This window comes from Caballeronia sp. (assembly GCF_028292365.1).
Taxonomy (GTDB): domain Bacteria; phylum Pseudomonadota; class Gammaproteobacteria; order Burkholderiales; family Burkholderiaceae; genus Caballeronia.
The window spans coordinates 1-8,625 of record NZ_JAQGMM010000304.1 but is presented as its reverse complement, the minus strand read 5'-3'; the positions used below and the strand labels follow the sequence as shown (position 1 = coordinate 8,625).

Below are 8,625 nucleotides of genomic sequence, written 5' to 3'. Positions count from 1 at the left end.
ACCAGCGAAAAGGAAACTCAGCGAGCGCTTCAACAAACCGAGGAAGCGCTGCGCCAGGCGCAGAAAATGGAGGCGCTCGGGCAACTCACGGGCGGGATTGCGCACGATTTCAACAATCTCCTGCAAGGCATTACGGGGCCGCTTGAACTGATTCGCCGATACACCCAGCTCGGCCGGACAGACGACATCGACCGGTTCATTTCAATGGCGACCGGTGCGGCCAACCGGGCAGCATCGCTCACCCACCGGCTGCTGGCGTTTTCGCGGCGTCAGCCGCTCGACCCGAAGCCGGTGAACGCGGACGAGCTGCTGCATTCCATCGACGACCTGCTCAAGCGGACGATGGGCGAGGCGATCGATACACGCGTGGTGCCGAACCCGCATCTCTGGCTCACGCGCTGCGACGCGAACCAGCTTGAAAACGCGCTGCTGAATTTCGCGATCAACGCGCGCGACGCCATGCCGGAAGGCGGCCGCCTGACGCTTGAAACCGGCAACGTGGAACTCGGCCACGACTTCGCCGCGCGCCATCCCGATGTGACCCCGGGGTCTTACGTGGTGGTATCGGTGTCGGATACGGGCGCGGGCATGCCGGCCGATGTCAAGGCACGCGCCTTCGACCCGTTCTATACGACGAAGCCGCTGGGCCAGGGCACGGGGCTGGGTTTATCGATGGCTTACGGGTTTGCGAAGCAATCGGGTGGGATTGCAACAATCGAGAGCGCGCCCGACGCCGGCACCACGATCAGGCTGTATCTGCCGCGTTTTTCAGGCGATCCGGGCACGCAGGAAATCGCGAGTGAACTTAACGACGCGCATCGTGCGGCCGGGCGGCACGCAATCCTGGTGGTGGAGGACGACGCGTCCGTGCGCGAACTCGTGTGCGAGATCCTGCGCGATCTGGACTATCAGGTGCTCGAAGCATTCGATGGCCCGTCCGGATTGACCATCCTCAATTCGCATGCGCGTATCGACTTGCTGGTGACTGACGTCGGGCTTCCCGGGCTGAACGGCCGGCAACTGGCGGACGCCGCGCGGGCAACGCGGCCCAAACTGAGGGTGCTTTTTATGACCGGTTATGCTGAAGCGGCGACCCGCACAAACGGTTTCCTCGATACCGGCATGGAAATGATTACCAAGCCGTTCACACTGGAATCCATGGCGAGCCGGATTCGCCGGATGGTCACGCTGGGCGCAACGGACGACTAGGCGCCAAGCGCTGTTAAGAGATCGCTCGCGCTCCCGTTAATACTCACCTTTGCGCTCCCGTATTGACTCACCTTTTGGCGCAAATGGCATGTCGTTTGCTCAGATATGTCGACGTTCCTTCGACACCCGAGCCGCCGGACACCGGCTTGTGGCAATCCAGACACGGAAAACGTGCGCCCGCACCGCGATCCTGCCCGGACTAGCGTATGCGTTCTTGCATTTAAGTACGCGCTGTCTTTACGTCCGACCGCCCCCATTTTCGAGAACGCAGTCATGAATCAAGATCCCGTGCCCCGTCGGCCGTCAACCGCGGTTTTGCCGCCCGAAGGACCGGGTTTGCGGGCGTTGACGTCGTTAATTACCGGTGTGGTGGTGATTTGCGTGTTGTATTTCGGCCGCGCGGTGCTGATTCCGATCATCCTCGCTGTTTTGTTGAGCTTCCTGGTAGCGCCGTTTGTGGACTTGTTGCGGCGGCTGAAGTTCGGACAGGTGCCGTCGGTGATCGTGGCGGTATTGGTCGCGTTGTCGGTGCTGACCGCTGTCGGCGCGCTGATCGGCGCCCAAGTGGCGCAACTGGCCGGCGACCTGCCGCAGTATCAGGTCGCGGTGGAACGCAAGATCGACTCTGTGCAACAGAAGACCATCGGCCGGGCCGATGCGTTTCTAGGCAAAGCGGCGTCGGCGCTCAAGCGCCTTTCCCCGAACCGCCAGGACGAAATTCGCAAGAATGAAGAGAATCCTGCGGCCTCGCCTATCGATTCCCCGATGCCGGTCGAAGTCCACGAACCGGCGCCGTCGCCCGTGGAGCTGGCGCAGCGGTTTTTATCGCCGATACTCAGTCCGCTCGAAACCACCGGCATCGTACTCGTGGTCGCCATCTTCATCTTGTTGCAGCGGGAAGACTTGCGCGACCGGCTGATCCGGCTGTTCGGCTCGCGCGACCTGCATCGCGCGACCACCGCCATGGACGAAGCCGCTCGCCGGCTGTCTCGCTACTTCCTCGCGCAACTTGGCATCAACATGGGCGTGGGTGTTGTCATCGCGATCGGGCTGGCGATCATCGGCGTACCCGGCGCGTTGCTGTTCGGCGTGCTCACCGGCTTGCTGCGTTTCGTGCCGTACGTGGGCACCTGGATCGCGGCGTTGCTGGCCGTGGTGTTCGCGGCGGCAGTGGGCCCCGGCTGGTCGATGATGATCTGGGCCATCGTCCTGTTCGGCGTGACCGACGTGGTGGCGGGGCAGGTGGTCGAACCGCTGCTGTATGGACACAGCACGGGCCTTTCGCCGTTCGCAGTGATTGTGGCGGCGATTTTCTGGAGCTGGATCTGGGGACCGATCGGGCTGGTGCTATCGACGCCGCTGACCTTGTGCCTGGTGATTCTGGGGCGGCATGTGGACCGGCTGGAATTCCTCGATGTGCTGTTCGGCGACCGTCCAGCGCTGACGCCAGCGGAGAATTTTTATCAGCGGCTGCTGGCGAACGATCCCGATGAAGCGCTCGTGCAAGCCGAGTCGCTGCTCAAGGAGCGTTCGCTCAGCGCGTATTACGACGAAGTGGCGCTGGAGGGGTTGCGGATCGCGCACAACGACGTGTTGCGCGGGGTCGTGACCTCGGACCAGTTGAGGCGCATCAACGAATCGGCGATGGACATTGTCGAAGGGCTCGAGGAGGTCGAGGACGTGGTGATGGCGGTCAGGCAGGATGAGGACCCGCCCGCCAGTCTCGAGATGTCGGATCGCGAAGCCGGCATCGTGCACGAAGCGCCGCCGTCTCACTTCGACGCGGCCAGCGAAGGCCACACGGCGTCCGTGCTGTGCATTGCCGGGCGCGGTGTGCTTGACGACCTGGCGGCGACTATCGCGGTGCAACTGTTTCGCAAGCACGGCCTGGGTGCGGATCTGGCGCCCTACGAGCGTTTTTCGCGGACGCGCTTCGATGAAGTCGATTTGACGGGGGTCTCGCTGATCTGCGTGATTTCGTTCGATGCCGCCGAATCGCCGCCGTATTTGCGCAATTTGCTGCGGCGCCTGCATCAGCGCGCGGCCACGGCTGATCTGATCGTGGGATTGGTGCTGCCAAACAGTGCGCTGGAAGGCGAGGCGGTGATTCGCAAGACCTCGGCGGCTACGTCGTTCAAGGAATTGGTTGAGGCGTGTGTGGCGGCGGCCCGGCGGCAGTCCACCGACGGCATTTCGTGGGAGGGGTTGAATCCGCCGGACGCGGTTGTGTCGGCAGAAATTGAGAGCGCCAAGGAGAAACCGCCCGTGGTGCCGGTATTGCGGGGGGCTTGAGGAAGTTTCAACGTTCCGTTCGCGCCGTGGGTGGCACCTACCGGCACCGCCCGGTCATCCAGGACGCGAACGGATTAAAACCCTTCTAGCGGTTGCCGTCGAACAGGTCGTTCAACATGGTGTCGAACGCGGCTTGCGCTTCTTCCAGCTCCTGAAGCGCGGCGTCGAAGGTCTGCAATGCCATCTGCGAAGGCCGGCCATCACCTCCTGGCGGAAAGTGCCCCTGCAACGCCGTGAACGCGGTCTGTACCTGCCGCGTGGCATTGACGATGCGCTCCATCGCCCGCGCTTCTTCTGTTCGATTGTGTTCGGCCGTCATCGGAGTCTCCGTTCTACGAACCCCGATAGTACCAACGGTTTCCACGGCAGGCACGCGCTCCGCTCATCGCATTCTTTACTGCGACGTCCAGCCGCCATCAATTTGCAGCGCTGCGCCGCGCATTTCATCGGCGCCTTCCGAGCACAGAAATACAGCCAGCTTGCCGATCTGTTCCGGCGTCACGAATTGTTCCGACGGCTGTTTCTCCCCCAACAACTTCGAGCGTGCGGCGTCCGGCGAAATGTTGTCGCGGGTGGCAATATCGTCGATCTGCTTTTGCACCAGCGGCGTCAGCACGAATCCCGGGCAGATCGCATTCACCGTCACGCCCGTCCGCGCGTTTTCGAGCGCGGCCACTTTCGTCAGGCCGACAATGCCGTGCTTGGCGGCCACATAAGCCGATTTCCCCGCCGATCCCACCAGCCCATGCGCCGACGCGATATTGATCACGCGGCCCCAGCCGTTATCGCGCATCCTGGGCAACGCCACACGCATGGTATGAAACGCAGACGTCAAGTTGATCGCGATAATCGCGTCCCACTTGTCGACAGGGAAAGTGTCAATAGTCGCCACGTGCTGGATGCCCGCATTGTTCACGAGCACATCAACGGCGCCGAATTGCTCGACGGCGAAGGCGATCATCGCTTCAATCTCAGCGGACTTCGACATATCCGCGCCGTGATGCACCGCTTTCACGCCGTGCTGCTCGATTTGCGCGATGGCGCTCTGGATGACAGCGGCGTCGCCGAAGCCATTCAGCACGAGATTCGCGCCGGCCTGCGCGAGCGCGTTAGCGATTCCAAGTCCGATGCCGCTCGTCGATCCGGTGACGAGCGCGGTTTTGCCGGCGAGCGGTGCTGCTGCGGATGAGGTCATGTAGGAAGTCCTGTGGGAGAGGAAGGGGGAGGCGGCTGCCGCAAAGTTTGCCAGATGCGGATGAGCGATGTTGGTTTGCCTCGGCGACTTTCAACGCATTTCAATGCAAGCGCCAAGGCAACGGGCAAAAACGAAAGCCTTAAACCAGCCCGGTCATGTAGTACACCGCGATCACGAAAAACACGGCCAGCGTCTTGATGATCGTCACGGCGAAGATATCGCGATACGACTCGCGGTGCGTCAAGCCGGTCACGGCGAGCAACGTGATCACCGCGCCGTTATGCGGCAGCGTGTCCATGCCGCCGCTGGCCATGGCGACCACGCGATGCAGCACGTCCAGCGGAATGTGCGCCGCTTCCGCGCCCTTGATGAACGTATCCGACATGGCGGCCAGCGCGATGCTCATGCCGCCCGACGCCGAGCCCGTGATGCCTGCCAGCGAACTTACCGAGACAGCCGCGTTCACGAGCGGATTCGGGATGCTCTTGAGCGCATCGCTGACCACGATAAATCCCGGCAATGCCGCGATTACGCCGCCGAAACCGTACTCGGACGCAGTGTTCAATGAGGCGAGCAACGCACCGCCGACCGCCGCTTTCGTTCCTACCGCGAAGCGTTCGCGCACGCGGCCGAACGCCGTCAATACAACCAGCAGGATGCCGAGCAGCAACGCGCCTTCCACGGCCCAGATCGCGACAACTGATTTGATCGGCGTGACAACCGGCGTGTGAATGCCCGGCAGCACATTGTCGGCGACTGTATAACTCGCGCCGTACCAGACCGGGATCAGCTTGGTCAGTACGAAGTTCGCGACGCCCACCAGCACCAGCGGCGCAACCGCGAGCAAGGGATTCGGCAAATGCGCGCTTTCCACGCGCTCCGGCTCGTTCACGAGCGACGTGCCGTAGCCTTCGCCCGTGGCCATCACTGAACGACGGCGCCACTCGAGGAACGACAACCCGACCACGACAATAAACAGCGAGCCGATGGTGCCGAGCCACGGCGCGGCCCAGCCAGTGGTCTTGAAGAACGTCGTGGGAATGATGTTCTGGATCTGCGGCGTGCCCGGCAGCGAATCCATGGTGAACGAGAACGCACCGAGCGCGATGGCGCCGGGCATCAGCCGTTTCGGGATATTGCTCTGCCGGTACATTTCGGCCGCGAACGGATAGACCGCGAACACGACCACGAACAGCGATACGCCGCCATAGGTGAGCAATGCGCACACGGCAACAATCACCGCATTAACACGCGTCTTGCCGATGTATCGAATGGCGGCGGCCACGATGGATTCGGAGAATCCCGACAATTCCACCACTTTGCCGAATACGGCGCCGAGCAGGAATACGGGGAAGTACAGCTTCACGAAGCCGACCATCTTCTCCATGAAGATGCCGGAAAACACGGGCGCGACGGCGGCGGGTTCGGTCAGGAGGACGGCTGCGAGCGCGGCGAGCGGCGCCACCAGGATCACGCTGTATCCGCGATACGCGGCGAGCATGAGAAACGCCAGGGCCGCAAGGACGATGATGAACGACATTAAGTCTCCGTTACTTGTTGTGTGTCCGGCCAAGCAAGAGCAAAAGCAATAGCCGCCCGGAAATGGGTGCGCCCTTTATGCAGCATTCATGCCAAAGGCCAGGAAGCGTTGCCCAGCAAGGGAACGCGGCTTTAATACGCTGCCCGCGTGCTGAATAATGTCTACCGATCGAGACAACGCCGCGAGCCAAAACTCGCCCGAACGGCCGGTCACATAATGCTTGACGGCGATCTTGCCGCATTTCCACGTTTCGAGATATCCTGTCTCGATATTGAGAAAACTTCACGAGACACTGGATGCACAACGACTGGACGCATGTCCCCGTCGATTACAGCGATGTTTTGCGTCGCGCGATGGATTCGCTTTTCAAGACCTTCGAGAATTTTAGCGAAGGCACGTTTATCGTCGATAAAGAAGCGCGGGTCGTCTGGATCAACAAACGCTACGCGGCACGCTTCGGGTTTTCGGACCCGCAGGAGGCGATCGGCCGGGATTGCGAATCGGTGATTCCGAACAGCCTGATGCGCGAAGTCGTGACAACGGGCAAGCCAATCCTGCTCGATCTGCTGGAAACGGATCGAGAGCCGCTGGTCGTCACGCGCCTGCCGTTAAAAGACGACTACGGCCAGACGGTCGGGGCAATTGGATTCGCCCTCTTCGACGAAATGAAGGCGCTCACGCCGCTCTTTTCGCATTACTCGCGGGTGCAACAGGAACTGATCGCGACACGGCAATCGCTCGCGCAGGCGCGGCGCGCCAAATACACGTTCGCGAGTTTCGTGGGGACGAGCGCTGCGAGCCTCGATGTCAAACGCCAGGCGCGACGTGCGGCGCAAGTCGACTCGCCCGTGCTGCTGTCCGGCGAAACGGGCACGGGCAAGGAGTTGCTGGCGCACGCGATCCACGGCGCATCCACGCGCGCCGCGCGGCCGCTCGTGACGGTGAACGTCGCGGCGATTCCGGACACCTTGCTCGAAGTGGAATTTTTCGGCGCGGCGGCGGGCGCGTATACCGGCGCGGATCGCAAAGGCCGCGTGGGCAAGTTCGAACTCGCCGATGGCGGCACGCTATTCCTCGATGAAATCGGCGATATGCCGCTCGTGCTGCAGGGCAAGTTGCTGCGCGTGTTGCAAGAGAAGGAGTTCGAGCCGCTTGGGTCGAACCGGATCGTGCGCACGGATGTCCGGATCATCGCGGCGACGTCGGCGGATTTGCCGGCGCTGGTCGCCAGCGGCCGGTTTCGCGCGGATTTGTTTTATCGGCTGAACGTGCTGTCCATTCACGCGCCGCCGTTGCGCGAGCGGGCGGGAGATATCGAAGCGCTGGTGTACGCCATGCTCGAAGAGCTTTCCGCCGATGCCCGCCCGCGTCACGCCGGCCAGTTCGTGCTCCATGACGACGCGTTACGCCTGCTCGCCGCGTATTCGTGGCCCGGCAATGTGCGCGAATTGCGCAATGTGCTGGAACGCGCGGTGATGCTGTCGGACAGTGAACATATCGATGCCCGCGCGCTCGGCGCCTTCATGGGGGCGGAGGCATCGGCTGCGCCCCCGAGCGAGGCAGAGGAAACCGATACGGCATCCTACGCCGACGCCATGGCGGGTTTCGAAAAGCGTTTCCTCTCGGAAGCTCTGCGTGCAAGCGGCGGTCGCGTGGCAGAAGCGGCGCAGCGGATTGGCATTGGCCGGGCGACCATGTACAAGAAGATCGTCGCATTGGGCATAGAGGTTTAGATCATGAGCAAAGACACGAACAAGACGCTGTTATCCCGCGAGCTCGAGGCGCTTGCCATCGACCAGTTGCAGCGCATGGCGCAAGAGCGGTTCGACGCGCGGCTCGGGCAGTTCGAGGCGAAGGAATGGCTTGACGAATTATCGAAAATCATTGGCGCGCATTTCTACAACCAGGCCCTCGCCGATGTAAAAGCGAAAATCGACGCCCGCATCGAGATGATCGACAGCGACATCTGGGGGCTCCAAAAGTAGCGCGAACGGTTGCCGGGATCGCGCGATCAGCATGGCTAAGGAGGCAAGCCGAAAGCTCCGCATGGCATACTCGCGGGATCAATAAAAACAGCGTTAAAAAGGGGTTCCGGATGAAGATTTTCAACGTACGAGCATCGCGTTTTCTGGCGCTGTTGCCGCTTGCGGTCGCGGCGTCGGTGTTGTCTGCTTGCAGCAGCGCGCCGCCGCTTTTTTCATCCGATGGCCGCCCGACCAACATGATCCAGTGCCCGGCTAATGGCGGCTGGAGTACTTGCCGGCAAAATGCCCGCGCGTTGTGCGCAGGCAGTTACGACGTCCTCGATCAAAGCAGCGACAACGGCCAGAACAACCTGTTGATTGCGTGCAAAGCGCAGTAACGCCGGGCCTTGTTCAACTCAGGCTCT

General features: G+C 61.9%; 8 protein-coding genes. 5 read left to right on the top strand and 3 right to left on the bottom strand.

From position 1 onward, the window contains the following. Together JWR14_RS18830 and JWR14_RS18825 are read left to right on the top strand one after the other, a co-directional pair. Positions 1 to 1,209: response regulator (locus tag JWR14_RS18830; RefSeq protein WP_299709723.1), on the top strand; the 1,209-nt coding region annotated here is incomplete at its 5' end. 273 nt (positions 1,210 to 1,482) lie between these two features. Then, positions 1,483 to 3,501 (top strand): AI-2E family transporter, encoded by a 2,019-nt coding sequence (locus tag JWR14_RS18825; protein ID WP_299709722.1) that lies wholly within the window; start codon positions 1,483 to 1,485, stop codon positions 3,499 to 3,501. A gap of 85 nt (positions 3,502 to 3,586) precedes the next feature. Here JWR14_RS18825 and JWR14_RS18820 read toward each other — a convergent pair whose 3' ends face one another. The 3 genes from JWR14_RS18820 to JWR14_RS18810 all read right to left on the bottom strand — a co-directional run bounded on the left by JWR14_RS18820 (position 3,587) and on the right by JWR14_RS18810 (position 6,236). Further along, on the bottom strand, positions 3,587 to 3,820 hold the full coding sequence (locus JWR14_RS18820) for a hypothetical protein (RefSeq protein ID WP_158939805.1): 234 nt from the start codon (positions 3,818 to 3,820) through the stop codon (positions 3,587 to 3,589). Positions 3,821 to 3,895: 75 nt separating this feature from the next. After that, entirely contained in the window at positions 3,896 to 4,696 is an 801-nt protein-coding gene (locus JWR14_RS18815; protein WP_299709712.1) for a 3-hydroxybutyrate dehydrogenase, read from the bottom strand. Positions 4,697 to 4,835: 139 nt separating this feature from the next. Beyond that, complete coding sequence (locus tag JWR14_RS18810; protein ID WP_299709710.1) at positions 4,836 to 6,236, bottom strand: GntP family permease; 1,401 nt, start codon at positions 6,234 to 6,236, stop codon at positions 4,836 to 4,838. A gap of 296 nt (positions 6,237 to 6,532) precedes the next feature. Between JWR14_RS18810 and JWR14_RS18805 the strand changes: the two genes are divergently transcribed. From JWR14_RS18805 to JWR14_RS18795, 3 genes are all read left to right on the top strand, one after another. Continuing rightward, positions 6,533 to 7,969, top strand: a complete 1,437-nt coding sequence (locus JWR14_RS18805) for a sigma 54-interacting transcriptional regulator (RefSeq protein ID WP_299709709.1) — start codon at positions 6,533 to 6,535, stop codon at positions 7,967 to 7,969. Positions 7,970 to 7,972: 3 nt separating this feature from the next. Further along, the gene (locus tag JWR14_RS18800) at positions 7,973 to 8,221 is read left to right on the top strand and encodes a DUF2164 domain-containing protein (protein ID WP_299709707.1); all 249 of its coding nucleotides are present in this window, start codon (positions 7,973 to 7,975) and stop codon (positions 8,219 to 8,221) included. 110 nt (positions 8,222 to 8,331) lie between these two features. Continuing rightward, positions 8,332 to 8,598 (top strand): hypothetical protein, encoded by a 267-nt coding sequence (locus JWR14_RS18795; protein ID WP_299709705.1) that lies wholly within the window; start codon positions 8,332 to 8,334, stop codon positions 8,596 to 8,598. Positions 8,599 to 8,625 lie beyond the last annotated feature (27 nt).